Source organism: Methylobacterium sp. A49B, assembly GCF_053346215.1.
Genome location: NZ_JBKFBO010000008.1, coordinates 236,171 through 253,299 on the forward strand (window position 1 = coordinate 236,171; position 17,129 = coordinate 253,299).

At 68.9% G+C, this 17,129-nt stretch carries 15 protein-coding genes; 5 read left to right on the forward strand and 10 right to left on the reverse strand.

Annotation, left to right across the window (positions count from 1 at the left end):
* Positions 1 to 6 precede the first annotated feature (6 nt).
* The 4 genes from ACLBX9_RS01595 to ACLBX9_RS01610 all read right to left on the reverse strand — a co-directional run bounded on the left by ACLBX9_RS01595 (position 7) and on the right by ACLBX9_RS01610 (position 4,932).
* Positions 7 to 1,527, reverse strand: coding sequence for an undecaprenyl-phosphate glucose phosphotransferase (locus ACLBX9_RS01595; protein WP_447717661.1), 1,521 nt, complete (start codon positions 1,525 to 1,527; stop codon positions 7 to 9).
* A gap of 142 nt (positions 1,528 to 1,669) precedes the next feature.
* Positions 1,670 to 2,869: a glycosyltransferase family 4 protein gene (locus ACLBX9_RS01600; RefSeq protein WP_447717662.1), complete on the reverse strand. Its 1,200-nt coding sequence runs from the start codon at positions 2,867 to 2,869 to the stop codon at positions 1,670 to 1,672.
* Positions 2,870 to 2,999: 130 nt separating this feature from the next.
* Positions 3,000 to 3,683, reverse strand: coding sequence for a PAQR family membrane homeostasis protein TrhA (gene trhA / locus ACLBX9_RS01605; protein WP_010682520.1), 684 nt, complete (start codon positions 3,681 to 3,683; stop codon positions 3,000 to 3,002).
* 148 nt (positions 3,684 to 3,831) lie between these two features.
* The gene (locus tag ACLBX9_RS01610; RefSeq protein WP_447717663.1) at positions 3,832 to 4,932 is read right to left on the reverse strand and encodes a COX15/CtaA family protein; all 1,101 of its coding nucleotides are present in this window, start codon (positions 4,930 to 4,932) and stop codon (positions 3,832 to 3,834) included.
* A 220-nt stretch (positions 4,933 to 5,152) separates the two neighbouring features.
* Between ACLBX9_RS01610 and ACLBX9_RS01615 the strand changes: the two genes are divergently transcribed.
* A complete protein-coding gene (locus ACLBX9_RS01615) occupies positions 5,153 to 5,359 on the forward strand; it encodes a DUF2842 domain-containing protein (protein WP_010682518.1) in 207 nt (68 codons plus the stop codon).
* Positions 5,360 to 5,428: 69 nt separating this feature from the next.
* A complete protein-coding gene (locus ACLBX9_RS01620; protein ID WP_447717664.1) occupies positions 5,429 to 5,782 on the forward strand; it encodes a hypothetical protein in 354 nt (117 codons plus the stop codon).
* A gap of 15 nt (positions 5,783 to 5,797) precedes the next feature.
* On the opposite strand, the gene ACLBX9_RS01625 is transcribed toward ACLBX9_RS01620, so the two are convergent.
* Positions 5,798 to 6,859, reverse strand: coding sequence for a polysaccharide deacetylase family protein (locus ACLBX9_RS01625; protein WP_447717690.1), 1,062 nt, complete (start codon positions 6,857 to 6,859; stop codon positions 5,798 to 5,800).
* Between the two features lie 249 nt (positions 6,860 to 7,108).
* On the opposite strand from ACLBX9_RS01625, the gene ACLBX9_RS01630 reads away from it, so the two are divergent.
* Complete coding sequence (locus ACLBX9_RS01630) at positions 7,109 to 8,293, forward strand: GNAT family N-acetyltransferase (RefSeq protein WP_447717665.1); 1,185 nt, start codon at positions 7,109 to 7,111, stop codon at positions 8,291 to 8,293.
* A gap of 6 nt (positions 8,294 to 8,299) precedes the next feature.
* Here ACLBX9_RS01630 and ACLBX9_RS01635 read toward each other — a convergent pair whose 3' ends face one another.
* Positions 8,300 to 10,534 carry a GumC family protein gene (locus ACLBX9_RS01635; RefSeq protein WP_447717666.1) on the reverse strand — a complete coding sequence of 745 codons (2,235 nt, stop codon included), beginning with the start codon at positions 10,532 to 10,534 and terminating at the stop codon, positions 8,300 to 8,302.
* A gap of 187 nt (positions 10,535 to 10,721) precedes the next feature.
* Here ACLBX9_RS01635 and ACLBX9_RS01640 point away from each other — a divergent pair, with 187 nt between their 5' ends.
* The gene (locus ACLBX9_RS01640) at positions 10,722 to 11,300 is read left to right on the forward strand and encodes a polysaccharide biosynthesis/export family protein (RefSeq protein WP_039892574.1); all 579 of its coding nucleotides are present in this window, start codon (positions 10,722 to 10,724) and stop codon (positions 11,298 to 11,300) included.
* A gap of 12 nt (positions 11,301 to 11,312) precedes the next feature.
* Here ACLBX9_RS01640 and ACLBX9_RS01645 read toward each other — a convergent pair whose 3' ends face one another.
* Both ACLBX9_RS01645 and ACLBX9_RS01650 read right to left on the reverse strand, forming a co-directional pair.
* Positions 11,313 to 11,948, reverse strand: a complete 636-nt coding sequence (locus tag ACLBX9_RS01645; RefSeq protein WP_010682512.1) for a hypothetical protein — start codon at positions 11,946 to 11,948, stop codon at positions 11,313 to 11,315.
* Between the two features lie 187 nt (positions 11,949 to 12,135).
* Complete coding sequence (locus tag ACLBX9_RS01650) at positions 12,136 to 12,384, reverse strand: hypothetical protein (RefSeq protein ID WP_010682511.1); 249 nt, start codon at positions 12,382 to 12,384, stop codon at positions 12,136 to 12,138.
* A gap of 270 nt (positions 12,385 to 12,654) precedes the next feature.
* Here ACLBX9_RS01650 and ACLBX9_RS01655 point away from each other — a divergent pair, with 270 nt between their 5' ends.
* Positions 12,655 to 12,870: a hypothetical protein gene (locus ACLBX9_RS01655; protein ID WP_010682510.1), complete on the forward strand. Its 216-nt coding sequence runs from the start codon at positions 12,655 to 12,657 to the stop codon at positions 12,868 to 12,870.
* A gap of 33 nt (positions 12,871 to 12,903) precedes the next feature.
* Here the strand turns inward: ACLBX9_RS01655 and ACLBX9_RS01660 are convergent, their stop codons facing one another.
* A complete protein-coding gene (locus ACLBX9_RS01660; RefSeq protein WP_447717667.1) occupies positions 12,904 to 13,956 on the reverse strand; it encodes a hypothetical protein in 1,053 nt (350 codons plus the stop codon).
* A gap of 43 nt (positions 13,957 to 13,999) precedes the next feature.
* A complete protein-coding gene (locus tag ACLBX9_RS01665) occupies positions 14,000 to 17,023 on the reverse strand; it encodes a penicillin-binding protein 1A (protein WP_447717668.1) in 3,024 nt (1,007 codons plus the stop codon).
* Positions 17,024 to 17,129: the final 106 nt, after the last annotated feature.

Here is a 17,129-nt window from a genome sequence, read left to right on the forward strand (position 1 = left end):
GGATGCTCAGTACGCGTTTTCAGTCTTCAGCAGTGCGAAGGGCGTGGTCAGCAAGATCTGCAGGTCGAGAAGCACCGACCAGTTCTCGATGTAATAGAGATCGTGCTCGACGCGCCGCTGCAGCTTTTCGGATGTGTCGGTCTCCCCGCGCCAGCCGTTCACCTGCGCCCAGCCGGTGATGCCGGGCTTGACCTTGTGGCGGGCGAAGTATCCGTCCACCACCTGATCGTACAGCGTGTTGGCGGCTTTCGCCTGGAGCGCATGGGGACGCGGGCCGACCAGCGAGAGGTCTCCCTTCAGGACGTTCAACAATTGCGGCAGCTCGTCGAGCGAGGTCTTGCGAATGAAGCGGCCTACCGGCGTGACGCGCGGATCGCCGCGTGTGACCATCTTCGCCGCACCGGCGTCGCACTGATCGACGTACATCGAGCGGAACTTGTAGACCTCGATCAGCTCGTTGTTGAAGCCGTGGCGCTTCTGCCGGAACAGGATCGGCCCTCGCGAGGTGAACCGCACCGCCAGGGCGATGGCCAGCATCACCGGCGACAGGGCGACCAGCATCACCAGCCCGGCGCAGCGGTCGAAGAGCGCCTTCACCACGACGTCCCAGTCGGCGATCGGCTTGTCGAACACGTCGAGGACCGGCACCGAACCGAGATACGAGTAGCTGCGCGGCCGCAGCCGGAGCTTGGCAGCATGGGCCGACAGGCGGATGTCGATCGGCAGCACCCAGAGCTTGGCGAGCATCTGGAGGATGCGTCCCTCGGCGGTGATGGGGATGGTGAAGACGATCAGGTCGAGGCGCGCATGCCGGGCATAGGCCACGAGGTCGTCGACGTTGCCGAGCTTGGGATGGCCGGCCACGACGTCCGACGACCGGTCGGTGTTGCGGTCATCGAACACGCCGACGATGCGGATGCCGCTCTCGCTCTGCGTCTCCAGCGCCGCGATGAGGTCTTCCGCCGGCTTCCCGCCGCCGACGATCGCCGTGCGCCGGTCGAAACGGCCGGCGCGGGTCTGCGCGTCGATGATCCGGTAGAGCACAAAGCGTCCCGCCATGAGCGCTGCGAGACCCGTGGCGAAGAACACGCCGAGCCAGAGGCGTGAGTAATGATCGGCGACCTTGGCGAGGACCAGGCCTGTGGCGATCATCAGGAAGGTCATCGACCATGCGGCGATCAGCCGGATCGCGGTCTTGAAGAAGGCACGGAAGGCACCGATCCGGTATCCCCCGGAGACCTGGATCAGTGCGATCGTCGTGAGCGTGATGACTCCGATCGCGCCGACATAGGTGAGGCCGAACGGAACCCGACCGTGCAGCATCAGCAGGTGAAGGAGCGATCCGAGACCGAAGATCAAGACGCCCTCAAGCGCCCGGACCAAGCCGGCCACCACCACCGGGGAGATCGCACCCGGCCGCGCGACCGTGGTTTCTGCAAGGGGCACCGGCTCCGGACGGACAGCAACCGGCTGGCCTTCGGAGGGCCCGGTCGCTTCCAGGAGATCGCGGATATCGAACGCGCTCATCGGTCGGCCCCTCCCGCGGCACCTAGCGGCTGAACGACCGCAGAGTGGCACGCGGCATTGTCGGAAGACTTAAGGACACGCCGGCCGCGGCGATCTGCGCCGCCGCGTCGGGTGCTTACCCTTCACATTCCCGTGGCGGCGCTCACGCCGTCCTGGAACCGGCGACGCCGGGCGCCTCGACGGCGCGCGGCAGTTCGCGAGCCTGGAAGGCGGCCGTGTAGCCGGCGATGACCTCGCTCCCCATGCGGTCCAGGGAAAAGCGCTGGCGGATGGATTCGCTGAGGGCGCGCACCCGGGCGGCGAGCACCTCTGGCGTATCGTCCAGGATCCGCCGGATCCCGGAGGCCAGCGCCTCGGGCTCCCGGGCCGGGACGAGGTCGCCCGCGGCCGGACCGAAGATCTCGGGAATGCCACCGACGCGCGTTGCAACCAGAGGCTGGGCGGCGGCCGCCGCCTCCAGAACCACGTAGGGCAACGACTCCGCCAAAGAGGGGACCACGAGGATCCGGCCACGGGCCAGAACCGACCGGATCGCCTGCGGCGGCTCGAAGGCCACCGCATCGGCGAGCCCGAGCCGCTCGACGGTCTGGCGCAGGATCTCGGCGTCCGGCCCCGATCCGACCATCAGGAGCCGCAGCGCCCGGCCCTCGGCGCGAAGCTGGACCAGGGCTTCGAGCAGGTAGGGCAGGCCTTTCGCCTCCCGCAACTCGCCGACGTAGAGGAGGTCGAACGGGTCCTCGCTCCGCTGCACCGGGGCGAATTCCGCCTCCGCGATGCCGTTGTGGACGATCCGCGTCACCCGCTCGGGTCCGCCCACGAAGGACCGATGCCGGCCGGCGACATACTCACTCTCGAACAGGAAGGCGTTGGTCCGGCGGGCGAGCACGGCTTCCGCGCCCATGTAGAGGCGGTGGAGCGGGCTGCCGGGACGATAGTTGTAGCTGCCACCGTGCGGCGTGTAGGCCCGGATAGCCGGTCCGGCCGCCGCGAGACGCGCGTAGACCCCACCCTTTGCCCCGTGCCCATGAAGGACATCGGCACCCACCGTGGCGGCCCGCCGGCTCACGGTGCGCAGACATGACCAGTCCGACACATGCGGATTGCGTTTCATCGGAACGCGAATGAGGCCGAGTTCGAGGCTGGGCAACAGTTCCGCGAGGGCTCGCTCCCCGCGCTCGCCGCCGGTCGTGGAATCGCAGACAATGCCAACCGCATGTCCGGCCGCGGCCTGAAGGCGCGCCAGATCCATTACGTGGCGGAACAGGCCGCCGACCGGAGCGCGAAAGACGTGCAGGATCCTGTAACGCTGAACGCTTCGTGTGTCGTTCGTCTTGGCGATCACGGTATCGCTCCGGGAAGATCAGTCCCGGAAGTTCTGATGCACCAGTGGTCGCAACGAATTTAAAGACAGCCGGACGGATCGGGCCTTTTGGTCAAGAGGGTAACCGGAATTCTACTGGCGCGGATTCGACCTACGCCGTCGTCAATCCGTTAAGGCTAGCCCAGATGGTGCCGTAGTGGCAGGCGGTGGCTACCAGGACGAAGCCGTGCCAGATCGCATTCTGGAACGGCAGCGTCCGCCAGATGTGGAACACCACCCCGATCGAGTACAGCGCGCCGCCGATGGCCAGCAGCCAGAGGGCCGTGGGCTGAAGTGTCGCGATGACCGACTCGTAGGCGAAGAGCCCGCTCCAGCCGAGCATCAGATACAGCACGATGGAGAGACGGTCGAAGCGTCCCGGGAGGAACAGCTTCACGGCAATGCCGATGAGGGCCACCACCCAGATCACCGTGAGGAGGCCGTAGGCCCGGCCGCCGGAGCCGACGAGAGCGACGAGCGGCGTGTAGGTCCCGGCGATCATCAGGTAGATCAGCGCGTGGTCGGCTCGCCGCAGCAGCCATTTCCGCGGGCTGACCGGGTGCATGTTGTAAAGGGCTGAGACGCCGAGCATCAGGACCAGCGCGGTGGCATAGACTACGACCGCCGCCCGCTCGCCGAAGCCGAGATGGGCCGTGACCGCCGTCACCACGAGCGCCAGCGCGCCGACGAACCCCAGCACGACGCCGAGGCCGTGAACCACGCCGTCAGCCATGATCTCCCGCGGCGTGTAGTGCCAGGACAGGGAGAGAGGACGACCATCCTCCGCGAGAGACATCTTCAAGCCTCCTGCAATGCGTGCAGCTTAAAGCTTGGGAAGTCTTTGTCGTTCCATGTGAAGAATGCTGAGCGGAGTTATCCCAAAGTTTCTGACGGCTTGGTATAGCTCCCGTGCGCTGCCGCAACCTTGGTGCGGCGCCGAAAAGCTATGCGCCGCGGCCCGCCAAGCCTTCGAACCCTAGAGGCAGCATCTCGGCGGCGGCCCGTACCCGACCGGTACCGCGGCTCAGGCGCGCGTGGACGGTCGCCATCGTCAGCACGGCCATTGCCAGGATCTGATGCGCCAGCGCGGCCCAGAGCGGCACGCCGAGAACGAGGGTGGCGATACCGAGCGCGACCTGGAGGAGCACCAGCACCGCGACGCCGCGGGCCCGTGCGGTCGCGCCGGCGTGGCCCTGGAGATGCGCGTCGGCGGCGTGCAGGATTGCCACCGCCACCACCAGGTAGGCCGTGACGCGATGGTCGAACTGGACCAGGGCGTGGTTGTCGACGAAATTCTCGATCCACGGGCGGATCGCGAACAGCGTGTCCGCCGGCGGCACGAGGTGACCGTCCATGGTCGGCCACGTGTTGTAGACGAGACCGGCGTGCGATCCGGCGACCAGGCCGCCGAGGAAGATCTGCACGAGCACGAGGGCCGGCAGAAGAGTGGCGGTGACGCGCAGGCGCGTCGGCGCAGGCGCCGAGACGCCGCTCCGCTCACCGGCCGCGAGCCAGACGAGGCCGGCCAAAATCAGACTGGCCGTGGTGAGATGCAGGGCGAGCTTGATTGGCGCCACCGCGGTCATGCCGGGTTGAAGCCCGGACGCGACCATGATCCAGCCGATGGCGCCCTGCAGGCCGCCGAGCACGCCCAGGGCGAGCAGCCCGAGCCCGAGGCGGCGGCTGATCCGCCCCTGCCACCAGAACACGATGAGCGGCAGGAAGAAGGCGAGACCGATGATCCGCCCGAGGAGGCGGTGCCCCCATTCCCAACCGTACAGGACCTTGAACGCGGACAGGCCCATGCCCTGGTTCAGGATGTTGTATTGCGGCGTGTCCTTGTACTTGGCGAACTCGGCGGCCCAGTCGGCCTCGGAGAGCGGCGGCAGGGCACCGGTGACCGGTCGCCACTCGGTGATCGACAGGCCCGATCCGGTGAGCCGGGTCGCGCCACCGACCGCCACCATGGCCACGACCAGAGCCGCGACCACGTACAGCCACGCCCGCACCCCCGATCGCCGGTCGTCCGTGCCGTCCATGACCATCCGTACCCCTTCCGCGCCGGCCGCAACGTCTCGGCCGCGGCGCCCGGGTTAGGCGAAGCGGGCCGCGCCAGCAACGTCGGCGGCGCCGCAGCCGGCGGCCTGGCCTGCTGCGTGGCCCGCAACCTTGCCCGCGGCCTTGCGCGCGTTGCCAAGCGCGGCGCCGGTCGGTAGCGGTCGCCGTCAGCGCCGCCGCGCCGGTCGCAGAGCTTCGGAATCCACCATGCGCCGCCGCACACGCACCCTGATCGGTACCCTGGCGATCCTCGCCTTCGTGTGCGTCTACGGGCCCCTCGCCATGGCGCTGGCCGACAGCCGGATCTCCGAAACGCCCGCGGCGGTCCAGGCCGTGCTCTACTCGATCCTCGGGATCGCCTGGATCTTCCCGCTCATGCCGCTGATCCGGTGGATGGAGCGCCCGGATCGCTGACGCGGACCCTCGATTTCGCCGCACTCGGGCGCCACAAGCGTTCGCGTCCGCCGCTGAGATCAAGCCTCCGTGTCCTCTTCCTTCCTGCGCTTGACGCCCCTGGCCGCCCTTGTCGTGCTGCTGGCCCCGCTGCCGGCTCTGGCGCAGGGGACGCCGCGCTCCATCGGCGAGTGCGAGCGGCTCAAGAACGATCTCGCCTACAATCAGTGCCTGGCGATGTTCGGCCCGGCGGCCAAGAACGTGGCCGGCGGCTACGCCTCGGCCGACATCGCCTCGACACCGGCGGCGGCCATGGCGGAGCCGATCCCGCAGGTCGAGGAGACTGCCGAAGCCACCACGAGCCGCCGGCGCCGCTACCGCGCGAGCCGCGGCCGGCAATATGCCTCCTTCTCCACCGGCTATCGCCACCGGCGGCGTCACTGAGGCCGAGGGCTCGGGTCAGGCGACGTTGAGGCGGCGGCCGCGGTTCCAGGCCAGGAACGGCACCCCCGAGAGCAGGCCCGCCAGCGCCGCGCGCGACTGGTGGCAACCGTTCACCGAAACCCGCGGCAACGCGTGGAGGTGGCCGGCGTGGTCGGCGAAGAGATGACCAGGCCGTGTGGTCACCGCCGTGTCGAAGCCCATGGCGCTGGCCAAGGCGAATTCCCGCGGTCCCGCCGAACCGGGATCTCCGACCGGGTAGGACAGGTGGCGGACCGGACGTCCGAGTTCCGCCTCGATCCGGTCGCGTCCCTCGGCGATCTCGCGGGCCGCCACAGCGGCTTCGTGCTTGGCGAGCATCGGATGGCTGACCGTGTGGGCGCCGAAGGTCACCGCGGGGTCGCGGGCCAGCGCGCGCATCTCATCCCAGGACAGGCACAGGTCGGCGGCCAGCGCGCCTGGCGTGAAGCCCGCCTGCCGGCAGAGGTCCGCGATCCGCGCGAGGAGAAGTTCCTCGTCGCCGCCGCGCAGATCACGGTAGATGACATCGAAGGCGATCGCCTTCTCCTGCGGACTGCGGGCCGGCAGGTCGAGGCTGCGCGACCCGATGGTGATCCGCACTCGGTCGAGCCGCACGATCGCGCGCTCGAGCTCGAGCCACCAGAGCCGCCCCCGCTGATCTGCGAAGGCGCTGGTGACGAACAGCGTCCAGGGAACGCCATGGCGGGCCAAGACGGGCCGCGCGTGCACGACGTTGTCGCGATAGCCGTCATCGAAGGTCAGGGCCGCGAAGGGTGGGCCGTAATTCGGGGCGGCGAGGCGCCTCGGTACCTCATCGAGCCCGATCACCTCGAAGCCGCGGGCGTCAAGCTCGCGCAGGGTCAGGTCGAGGAAATCGGGCGTGATGGACAGCAGCCGGTTCGGCGCGAAGGCCGGCACGGGGTCGGGGCTGACATGGTGGAAGGTGAGGATCACACCGAGGCCGCGCGCGGCCGGCGCAAGCCATCGATCCGCGCCGACCGCCTGGATGGCGCGGAAACCGGATGCGAAGATCCGGTGCTTGGTGCGCGACGACAGCATGGCCCTGAACCGATCGAGCCGCACGGCCCGGATCCGCGCAGCGTGCGCATCGCGCGGTAAAAAAAACCGAAAGACCCCTGGCAAGACCAGTCATTCGCGAACGGTCTATTAGCCAAGACGGAGCTTTGCCGGGGAATTGCTGCAGTGCCGGCGGTTGGTTTCCACCTCGAGTGATGGGCTGTTCAGTTGATGCCGCGCAGGTTGTGGGTCGGCTGATGGATCATATGCGGTTCGGGGGAGTTCGGGGCCATGGCGGTCGGTGTCCACATCACGGGAACGGGCATGGTCGGCACGCGGGCTGACGGTGCGCTGGTCGCCGAGATCGTGTCCGGCTTGGCGGCAGCCGAGGGATGCTGGCGTCGGATCGAGGCGGATCCAGCCAGCCTGCAGACGCCCTACCAGCGTTTCGACTGGTCGATGGCCTATCTCCGGTCGACCGGGAGCCTGGACGATGCGCGGGTCGCGCTCGTGCGGGACGGCGAGGGGCGCGTGCGTCTGATCCTGCCGCTGACGGTGCGACGTGAGTACGGGCTCTGCATCGCCCGGGCCGTGGGCGACACGCACGCGAACTATCACATGCCGCTCTTCGCGACGCGCGATGCGGCCGCGATCCCCGCTGCCGAAATTCGGGCCGCCCTGGTCCGGGCCGGGCAATCGGCCGGCATCGACCTCTACGCGCTGCAGCACCAGCCGCTGATGTGGGAGGGTGCGGCGAATCCTCTGGCCTCGACTGGCGAGCCTGAGCCCAGCGACGCCTACGGCCTGATGCTGGGACCGGATCCCGAGACCACGGTGCGGCGCGTCTTCAGCGCCGATGCCCGCAAGAAGCTGCGCTCGAAGGAGAAGCGCCTCATTGAGGCGAAGGGGGCCGTCACCTATCGCCGCGCCGAGACGCCCGAGGAGGTCACGCGTTTCCTCGGCGCCTTCTACACACAGAAGGCCGCCCGCTTTGCGGGAATGGGCATCGCCGATCCGTATGCCGACCCGGCGATCCGCGCATTCCTGGAGACTGCCGCGTCAGGTCCGGCCCCGGCGGTGGAGCTGTACGCCCTCTGCCTCGCCGAGAGCGGGCGCGTGCTCGCCACCTTCGGGGGGGCCGTCAGCGATCGTCGATTCAGCGGAATGATGACTGCCTTCGATGCCGATCCGGAAGTCGCCAAGTTCAGCCCCGGCGATCTCCTGCTGCAGCACCTCATCCACGATCAGACTGCGCGGGGCCGTCAGGGTTTCGACCTCGGGGTCGGCGAGGCGCGTTACAAGGCCAGCATCTGCGACGAGACCATCGGCCTCGTGGAGACCCTCGTGCCGGTCACCGCGAAGGGCCGCGCCTACGGATTCCTGCGGCGGGGCCTCACGCGCACGAAGCGGCGGATCAAGCGCGACCCACGCTTGTACGTCGCCCTCCAGCGGCTGCGGACGCTGCGCCGGGGCTGAACGCCATCACGCGGCGTTTAGACGCAAGTCGGTCGCGGTACCGTCGGCTGCCTTGATGTCCGCGTCCGTGACGGCGCGGTCCTGAGCGACGAGGATCTGGCCGGCACCCGCATCCTCCGCGATGGCGTAGAGATCGGCCAACGCCGGATCCTCGGCCGGGGCGTTGGAGGCGATCACGACGCTGTCCATGTGGCCGGCGACGAGATCCAGCACGTCCACCGCGCCCGGAACGGCGTGGATCCGGCACACGACCCAATCGTAGGCCTCCGCCATCGCCTCGAAGGTCAGCACCAGAGCATCCGGCTCTTCGAACAGGACCGTCTCGTCGAGTTCTCCGGCGGCGATGCGGTGCAGTTTGCTGTCGCGGTCGGCCTGGATCGCATCGAGGAACGCGGCTTCGCCGGCGACAAGATCGGTGAAGCCGAGGCTTGAGGCCTGCCCGGAAGGCGCGTTGAGCTCCACGGCCACGAGGGAGCCCCGGCCGCTCAAGGCGCCCGATAGGGCCTCGAAAAGCGACGGCGTGCCCTGCGCAGCCTCGGTCTCCACGATCAGGACGCAGCGTCCGGTCCGCGCTGCCTCGCCGCGCGGCGCGGAGGTGATCCGTTCGACCAGTGGGCCAAGGTCGAACGCCGCCGCGCCGTCCGCTGCCGGTGCCGGATGCGCGTCGACGGCGGCCGCTTCTGCGGGCTCGTCAGACTCGGACCATCGTGCCGGCGGCATCGCCTCCGGGAAGGCGAAGACCGGACGCTCCAGGACCGGCTCGCGGCGCTCACGATCCTCCGCCGGATCGAAGTGGCCGCCGCGAACGGCCCCGATCCGGGCGCCTTCGGCCAGGAGGGCACGGGCGATCACGGCGCCAGCGGAGAGCATCAGCGTGAGCAGCGTCGCGAAGCCGACGATCGGCAGCTTTTTCGGGAAGGACGGTACCTCCGGCGTGACCGCGCGGGAGACGACGCGGGCATCCGCCGGGGTCGCGGCCTCGCCGTCGCGCGCAGCCGCCTCGCGGTAGCGGGACAGATAGGATTCGAGCTGCTCGCGCTGAACCTTGGCTTCGCGCTCCAGCGCCCGGAGCTGGACCTCGCTGGCGTTGCCCTTGACGACCACGTCCTGCTGGCCGTCGACGGCGGCCTGCAAGCTTTCCACCCGGGCGCCCGCGATCTTGGCGTCGTTCTCCATCGTCCGCACGACGCGCTCGGCCGAGGCCTTGATCTGCGCGTCGAGGTCCTGAAGCTGCGCGTTCAGCTCCTTGATCCGCGGATGGGCCGGCAGCAGCGTGCGCGACTCGAGGGCGAGCTGTGCGCGGACGGCGATCCGGTTCTCCACGATGCGGCGGATCACCTCGTTGTTGGCGACGTCCGGGATCTCGAAGGCGCGCCCGTCCTTGATCAGGTCGTTGATGGCCTTCACCTTACCGGTCAGATCCGCCTTGAGGATCCGGGTGGCTGAGAGCTGGCTCGACAACTCGCCGAGCTGCTGGGCCGTGAGCGGCCGGCCTGCGGCGCCGGCGCTGCCGACGAGTCCGTTCTTGGCGCGGAACGCCTCGACTTTCGCCTCCGCTTCGGCCACGCGCTTGCGCAGGCCGTCGATGTTGCCGCCGAGCCAGGTGGAGGCGTAGCGCGCCGTATCGACCTTGTCGGCTTCGAGCGACGAGATGTAGAGCTGCGCGATGGTGTTCGCGCCCTCGGCGGCGAGCTTCGCGTCCTTCGAGCGGAACTCGATGGTCAGGATGCGGGACTTGCCTGCGGGATAGACCAGCAGATGGTCGAAATAGGCGTCGAGCACCCGGTCCTCGGCCGGGCGATCGAGGGGATTGGCGCCGATGCCGAGCATCATCAGCACGCGCTGCACCGGACCAATGCTGCCGGCGCCGGGATCGAACTCCGCGTTGCCGACGAGCTTGAGCCGGCGGATCGCCTCCCGGGCGAGGTCGCGCGACATGACGACCTGCACCTGGCTCGCCACGGCCTGCTCGTCGATCGGCACCTGCTGGTCGGCACGCTCCTGGGCGTTGCGCGCGAAGGCGGCGTCGCGACTCTCGAGGATCAGCTTCGACTCACCCGTGTAGCGGGGGCTAACCACGTTGACGAAGACGCTCGCCCCGAGGGCGACCACAAGTGTCGGGCCGACGATCCAGCCGATCGAGCGACGGAGCACACGCGGGACTTGAGCGAGGCCGAGACCTTCCGCCTGCGGCTGTAGCCCCGGTTCGGCGTAGGTCGAGCGTTGACGGATTCGGGACATTCGGACGCTCTGGCGGCGGAGGCAGACCGGGCAGCGCACGGTGCCGCCCGGCGGCCATTAGTGGATGTTAAGGTTGCTTAAGAGTTAAAGGGGGCCTCGACCGACAAAGCCGCCTTCGGCCCGGCGCGTGATCAAGTTTCGTTAACCTTAACAGCCTAAACCCGCCGCAACCGCATCCATGACGGCGATGGTGATGAACCGGCGCGCTCTCCTCCTCTCCCTCGGCTCGACCCTGGCGCTCGGCGGGTGTCTGCGCCCGACATTCCGCACCGGCGAGCTCGACGCCACCGGCACCGGCTCGATCGCCGCGCGGTACACACTCGCGGCCGGCGACAAGCTTCGGGTCATCGTGTTCGGTCAGGACAACCTGTCCAACATCTACGCGGTCGACGGGGCGGGTCGGATCGCGATGCCGCTGATCGGCACCGTGCAGGTGGGCGGCCAGACCACCGGGCAGGCGGCCCGGGCGGTCGAGGCCAAGCTCGCCTCGGGCTTCGTGCGCGAGCCGCACGTGACGGTCGAAGTCGACGCCTACCGGCCGTTCTACATCCTGGGCGAAGTTACGACCTCGGGCCAATACCCGTTCGTCAACGGCATGACGGTCGAGACCGCCGTTGCGATCGCCGCAGGCTTCGGCCCTCGGGCCGCGCGCGACTACGCCGTCCTGACCCGTGACACCGGCGGCACCCTGGTATCCGGGATCGTGCCGATGACCTACTCGGTCCGGCCCGGCGACACGATCGTCATCAAGGAGCGGTTCTTCTGAGAGCGGCGCACCCTACTGGTTGCTCTGCCAGGGATTGATGACTCGCATCGCCGTCTTCTGCTCCGGGATCGGCGTGGCGATCGGCGCCTCCGTTTTGGCCGCGCGCGCAACCATGCGGCGAGCCTCCTGAGCCGGCAGCGCGCCGACCGGTGTGAACAAGCCGGCCAGTACCTTCCGCGTCCCCTTGCTCACCAAGCGCGAGTTCTGAACCGGCTCGAAGTCGCGCATCGCGTGCCGCCTGTCGGGATCGCCCGCGAAAACCTTGGCTCCCGAATTCAATACGACGATATCGCCCGGCCGCAGCGTCTCGTCCTTCATGAACGCCGCCGCGGCACCGCCCTTCATGTCGATCGCCACCTGCCGCTGGCTAATCTCCGGCTCCTTCACGCGGATCTTGATCGGAAGCGCGGCATAACGCGTCTGGAAGTGCCTGCGACCGGCGCCGAGGCGCGGGGTCGAGCGGCGACCGTAGGCGTAGGATGACAAGTCGGGCGCGGCCGTGGGCGCCGGGGCGGCCTGCTGCGGGGCCGGCCTGCCGCCGAACAGCATCTCGAGGAAGCCCAACTCCGCCGCCTCGGCGCGGAACGCGGTCCCGGCCAGAAGCGCGCCGGCGATGATCGCCAGCGTGCCGCCCGTGCGAAGCCTCATGTCGTCCTCCGGAAACGACGCCCGACGCGAGCATCCATGCTTCAACTGCAGGTCGAGGGTACGGGTTCCGGCGCAGGGTCGATCGCTGCGCAAACTTCAGAACAACGCAAGGTATGGAGGGTATTCGACGAATCAGTCGATCAATAGATTGTGCAAAAGCGATCTGGAGCGATCGCGATTGCTTCGGTCAGCCGGGCGCGGACTGCTCACCCTCGCCGATACAGTCCAGGGCCCGCTCCACGGCGCCAACGGCATCGAGGAGGTGCTGAACCGTGCGCTCCACTTCGAGGGCGGGGCGCCCCATCGCGGCGGCACGGGCGCTCACGTCCTCGAGCTGCTCCAGGAGGGCGAGCAGGTCGCCCGCCACGGTCACGACCTCGCAGCGGGCGAGGCGGGCAACTGTGGGGCGCGGACGGAAAGGCAGGACGTTGGTCATCGGAGGAGAGTGTCGCCTGAAAGACCCCGCGTTTGCCAGGGGTCGGCGGCCTCACTCAACACGATTGGCGGCCCGTGTCCTGAGCAAAGCGGGGGTGTGGTGGATTTTCCGTGGCCGCCGCGCATCGGAGGCGGCAGATCGGATTTACGCCCTGCCGTCGACCTTGACGGATCGTCCTCGGCGCTGACCATGCCGCGGGAGCCCCTCCAACCGTTACCGGATCGGTCGATACCAATTCACCGATCGATTCGACACCTGTCAGGATCCGATATGCGTGTGACCCTTCTCGCCCTGTCCGTGCTGGCGGCCGGCGGCCTGTGCGCCTGCACCACCGACGGCCCGGACTCGCGCAGCGGCCTCGCCGAGACCTTCAACCTCGACAACTACCGGGCGTCCAGCAACACGAACGGCACGCAGACCCGCCGCGACGTGAACCGCGCCTACACGCAGCCGACCCTGCCGACGATCGGCAACCGCGGGATGTGAGACCCGCTCTCACGGGCCTCTGTTCGAGCCGGATCAGCGCTTGGCGATCGCGTCCGCGAAGGTGGTGATCCGGTTCCGGGCGTAGACGGGCAGGCCGGCGCTGATCGAATTGCCGGTGTTGAAGCTCGAATTGCCCATCAGGACCTGCGCGGGGAGCAGGTTCTTGAGCACCGGCACGCGGGCATACTCGGCCTTGCGGTCGAGGACGTCGCCCTTGATCGCGAGCGCCATGTAGGTTGTCACGACCGTCTTGCCGGGGTCGTTCGGCAGCGGCTGGAACACCGCCAGGAACTTGCCGAAGCGCAGGATCTGGTTGACCCAGAAGATCGTCTGCTCCAGCCCGCCCGTCACCGGCGTGTCGATTTTCGTCAACGCCTTCAGCGGCGCGCCCTGGTCGGGGCCGAGAATGCGCAGCTCGCTCTGGAACGACACGTATTCGGCGATCTTCTTCGCCGAGCCTTCCTCAAGCTTGTTGGCGAGCTTCACGCCCAGGGGGAGCTTCCCCTCGAGATCGTAGCGGGACTCGATGCAGGCGCCCGCGCCCTCGCACCAGGGGCGGTCGGGCCGCTTCGCGAAGGCGGCGGCAGGATCCTTGTTGGGGGTCACGTCGGCGGCGGAGACGGCGCGGTGCTTGATCGCCGGGTCCATCTTCTGGACGAAGGCGAGGTTCGCGTAGGAGGCGAGGTCGATCGAGTCCGCCGGCCGCGGTACCACGAAGCGGCCCTCGGCCACGTAGATCTTCAGCGTCTCGTGACGCGGCTTGGTGACGCCGTTCACCGTGACCGTGTAATCCGGCTCCTTGTAGCCGGGATAGGGCGCCAGCACCGCGGCCTCGGCGGGCCGCGCCTTCTGCCAGTCGAGATAAGGGATCAGGCCGTTCTCCGGCGCCGACGGGTTGTCGCGGTGGTCCGTGAACAGGATCTGGCCGGGCTTGATCGTCGCCGGATCGACAGCCGACACCGACGGCACTTCCTTGATCCGATCCGGTCCCGGCGGCGGTGCCGTGTTGGCGGCCGGCGTCTGGGCGCAGAGCGGGCTGGCAGCCGTCAGGGCGAGGGCGAGGGCGGCAGGAATCTGCGGTCGCAACGGACGTCTCACGCTTTCGGGGGGAGGGCGGTCGGTGAAGCGGTCAGAAACCGGGATCTTCGCCGAACAGGTAGTCGGGATCGCGGCGCCGCGGCCGGCGCACGCCGTCGTCCCCATAGGGCGAACGGCCGGCTTGGCCCGGCCAGGGGCTGTAGGGATCCTGGCCGCTCGGATCCAGGTCCCCCTGCGCACGGCGGCTGCGCGGGGCCGGACGCTCGCCGAACGGATCGAGCGGATCGGGCCGCGGACGCTCGCCGGTCATGTTTCCGTAGAAGTCGCCTGCGACGCTGGCTCCGTCGTCGGTCCCGGCAAGGTCGCCATCCTCCGCGTCGGGCCGCATGGCGTAGAGCGTCTCCCGCGGGACGAGGCGGTACTGCGTGTCGGCCATGCGCCCGTCGCCGCTCGTGCGGAAATGCTCGAGGAAGCCGCCGCCCGCAACGCGCACGCCGCTGCGCGGATCGATGGCGAGGTCGGCGATGAACGGCCGCGCCTCGGACGAGGGGCCCCGGAGCGGCGTCTTCGCCACGCCGTTCGCCCAGGCCGCCTGGACGATGGCGGACGCGATCGGGACCGAGACGTGTCCGCCGGTCTGGCCGCGGCCGAGCGTCTTCCGGCTGCCGTCGGCGTTGTCGTAGCCGACCCACACCACCACGGTGATCTCGTTGGTGAGACCGGCGAACCACGCGTCGTTCTCGTTCTCCGAAGTTCCGGTTTTGCCGGCCACGTAGGTCGAGAACTTTGACAGGGCGGCCGCGGTGCCATGCTGAGTCACCCCCTGCAGCATGGTCTTGAGCTGGTAAAACGCGATCCGGTCCGCCGATCCGATCCGGGTCGGCTCCCGGGCGGCGTGCGTGTAGAGCGGCTTGCCGTCCCGCTCCACCGATTCGAGGGCGTAGGGCGCAGGCCGCGCTCCTTCGTTGGCCACCGCCGCGTAGAAGCCCGCGAGGTCGAGCATCCGAACCGGCTGGGCGCCGAGGACGAAGGGGTAATAAGGCTCGCACTCCGCGTAGATCTGCGCCTCCAGCGCGATGTCGCAGACGCGCTTGAGGCTCGCGGGGGCCTTCGGGGCGATTCCGCCCTGCAGGAGGCGGGCGGTGACCAGGTTCTTGGAGAATTCGAGCCCGCGCCGCAGGGTCGTCGGCCCGGAACCGCCACCCTCGTAATTCTTCGGCGACCAGGAATCACCGGTGCCGTTGATCGGCGGAAGGGTGACGGGCGAGTCCATCACCAGGGTGTTCGGCTGGAGGCCGGCATTGAGCGCCGCGAGATAGGTGAGGGGCTTCAGGGTCGAGCCCGGCTGGCGCACGGTCTGGGTGACGCGGTTGAGCTGGCTCAGCGGGTAGGAGAAGCCACCGGCCATCGCCAGGATGCGCCCGGTCTGGTTCTCCATCACAAGCGCCGCGCCCTGGACGGTCGGCTTGACCCGGATCTGCGCGCGCAGGCCGCCCTTGCCGCCGGTGAGTTTCACCCGCACCACGTCGTAGGGCTGCAGCTTGCCCCGGGCGATGCCGGGATCGAGGCTGGCCGTCCGGCCGTCGGCAAGTCCGACCTTCGTGCCGGCCCTGCCGGCCTCCAGCACCACGGCCATCGGCCAACGGACGTCGTAGAGAACGGGACGGGCGCTTTCCAGGGCGAGCAGCCAAGCCGGCTTCCGCGTCGGCGTCGCCGCGGCAGCCTTCTCAGCCTTGAGCGTCTTTGCGTCCGGCTTGACCGCGTCCGCGCGCGCGCCGGTCACGCCCGGCGCAGCCTGCGGGGATCCTTCCGGGGCCGGTGTCGCGGCCTGGATGCGGCGGACGCTGTCGGCGAGGTTGAGTTCCGCACCGGTGAAGGTCTGCCGGCCCGTCGCGCGCTCGTAATTCGAAAGGCCATCCTGCAAGGCTTCTTCGACGGCGCGCTGCAACCCGGCGTTGATCGTGGAACGCACGGTCAGCGAGCCGGACGTCAGCGACTCCACGCCCGCGAAGGTGCGCGCCTCGCGGTTCAGGAAATCCACCACGTAGAAACCGGAGTCGCGGCGGGTGGTCTCGATCGGCTTCAGGCCGAGGTCGGCCTTGATGGCGGCGGCCATCTCGGCCTCCGTGATGGTGCCCTCTTCCTTGAGGCGGGCCAGCACGTAGGCGCGGCGCTCCCGCGCCCGGTCCGGATATTTGTCCGGGCTGTAGAAGTTCGGCCCCTTCGGCATCCCGGCGAGCAGCGCCGCCTCCGGCAGGGTGAGCTGACCGACAGGCTTCCCGAAATAGCTCTCCGCCGCCATCTCGATTCCGTAGGCGCCGCGGCCGAGATAGATCCCGTTCAGATAGAGGCCGAGGATCTGCGGCTTGGTGAGGATCCGCTCGAGGCGCGACGCCACGATCATCTCGCGGATCTTGCGCTCGTAGGTGACGTCGTCGCCGACCGAGAGGTTCTTCACCACCTGCTGCGTGATGGTCGAGCCGCCCGCGGGCCGGCCCGGCGCGGCGAGGTTGCCGATGAAGGCGCGGATCACACCGCGCTCGTCGATGCCGTGATGGCTCTCGAAGCGCTTGTCCTCGGCGGCGATGAAGGCCTTCTGCACCAGCGTCGGCACCGCGGTGATGGGCACGGTGATGCGCCGCCCGTTCGGCTCGGCCGCCTCCGCGAAGGGTTTCCCGGCGCCATCGAGGATGCGGGTCAGGCCGGGCAGCGCCTTGTCGCGCAGGGCCTCGGCGCTCGGCAGGTCCTTGGTGGCGTTGTCGTAGAACTCGATCACCGCCTTCGCGTCGAAGGGGGAGTTCGGCGGGTCCTCACCCTTGCAGAACTGCCTGTAACTCGTGTTCAATTCGTTGATGTCGAGCCCGTGCAGGATCTTCGGCGCGGCGGGGCCGGCGACGCTCGACGGATCCTCCATGGCGGTGGAGATCAGCTCGTCGAGGTTGATGTCCTCGATGTCGAACGATTTTCGCATATGGGCGCAGCCGTCGCGCAGCAGGCGCACGACCTCGGGTCCATCCGTGACAGGATCGAACCGCGTGCGGACCGCGTCCGGCCGGGTCGTGACCTGGCTCAGGGTGAGGGCGGTCGCGAACAGCTTAATCAGGATGGCGTTCATGCGGGCCGGATTTGCGGGACGCGACAGGGCGGCCGCGGACAGTCCGGGCGCGCGCCTGAACAGGGCGTGCACAACGCGGCTGTTTTAAGGACATCGGGCAACGGCA

Excerpts from the sequence above, each read along its gene's own strand:
- ACLBX9_RS01595 (WP_447717661.1), bottom strand. The coding sequence starts at position 1,527 with ATGAGCGCGTTCGATATCCGCGATCTCCTGGAAGCGACCGGGCCCTCC.
- trhA (WP_010682520.1), bottom strand. The coding sequence starts at position 3,683 with ATGTCTCTCGCGGAGGATGGTCGTCCTCTCTCCCTGTCCTGGCACTAC.
- ACLBX9_RS01610 (WP_447717663.1), bottom strand. The coding sequence starts at position 4,932 with ATGGTCATGGACGGCACGGACGACCGGCGATCGGGGGTGCGGGCGTGG.
- ACLBX9_RS01615 (WP_010682518.1), top strand. The coding sequence starts at position 5,153 with ATGCGCCGCCGCACACGCACCCTGATCGGTACCCTGGCGATCCTCGCC.
- ACLBX9_RS01625 (WP_447717690.1), bottom strand. The coding sequence starts at position 6,859 with ATGCTGTCGTCGCGCACCAAGCACCGGATCTTCGCATCCGGTTTCCGC.
- ACLBX9_RS01630 (WP_447717665.1), top strand. The coding sequence starts at position 7,109 with ATGGCGGTCGGTGTCCACATCACGGGAACGGGCATGGTCGGCACGCGG.
- ACLBX9_RS01635 (WP_447717666.1), bottom strand. The coding sequence starts at position 10,534 with ATGTCCCGAATCCGTCAACGCTCGACCTACGCCGAACCGGGGCTACAG.
- ACLBX9_RS01640 (WP_039892574.1), top strand. The coding sequence starts at position 10,722 with ATGGTGATGAACCGGCGCGCTCTCCTCCTCTCCCTCGGCTCGACCCTG.
- ACLBX9_RS01645 (WP_010682512.1), bottom strand. The coding sequence starts at position 11,948 with ATGAGGCTTCGCACGGGCGGCACGCTGGCGATCATCGCCGGCGCGCTT.
- ACLBX9_RS01650 (WP_010682511.1), bottom strand. The coding sequence starts at position 12,384 with ATGACCAACGTCCTGCCTTTCCGTCCGCGCCCCACAGTTGCCCGCCTC.
- ACLBX9_RS01655 (WP_010682510.1), top strand. The coding sequence starts at position 12,655 with ATGCGTGTGACCCTTCTCGCCCTGTCCGTGCTGGCGGCCGGCGGCCTG.
- ACLBX9_RS01665 (WP_447717668.1), bottom strand. The coding sequence starts at position 17,023 with ATGAACGCCATCCTGATTAAGCTGTTCGCGACCGCCCTCACCCTGAGC.